The sequence below is a fragment of the Citrobacter sp. Awk 4 genome, assembly GCF_028069725.1.
Lineage (GTDB): Bacteria > Pseudomonadota > Gammaproteobacteria > Enterobacterales > Enterobacteriaceae > Citrobacter_D.
The window spans coordinates 1-531 of sequence record NZ_JANEWG010000144.1 but is presented as its reverse complement, the minus strand read 5'-3'; the positions used below and the strand labels follow the sequence as shown (position 1 = coordinate 531).

Sequence of the window (531 nt, the reverse complement as noted above, 5' to 3'; positions counted from 1 at the left end):
AGCCACATGAGGACATCCCCATGAAGAAGCGTTTTTCCGAAGAACAGATCATCAATATCCTCCGCGAGGCTGAAGCCGGGGTTTCTGCCCGTGAGCTCTGCCGTAAGCACGCCATTTCCGACGCCACCTTTTACACCTGGCGTAAGAAGTATGGCGGTATGGAGGTGCCCGAGGTTAAGCGCCTCAAGTCGCTTGAGGAAGAGAACGCCAGACTCAAGAAGCTGCTTGCCGAAGCCATGCTGGATAAGGAGGCACTTCAGGTGGCTCTGGGGCGAAAGTACTGACGACAGACCAGAAGCGGGAAGCCGTTGAGTTTATGTGTGATGCGACCGGTCTGTCGCAACGTCGTGCCTGCAGGCTTACAGGTTTGTCCCTGTCGACCTGCCGCTATGAGGTTCAGCGTCCGGCGGCTGATGCGCATTTATCAGGGCGTATTACTGAGCTGGCGCTTGAACGCAGACGTTTTGGTTATCGGCGCATCTGGCAGCTGCTGCGTCGGGAGGGCCTTCACGTCAATCACAAGCGGGTATA

1 pseudogene is annotated in these 531 nt (G+C 56.5%); it reads left to right on the top strand.

The features are described 5' to 3' along the window. Positions 1 to 20 precede the first annotated feature (20 nt). Positions 21 to 531: pseudogene (locus tag NNO04_RS22565) on the top strand (transposase); the annotation flags it as partial.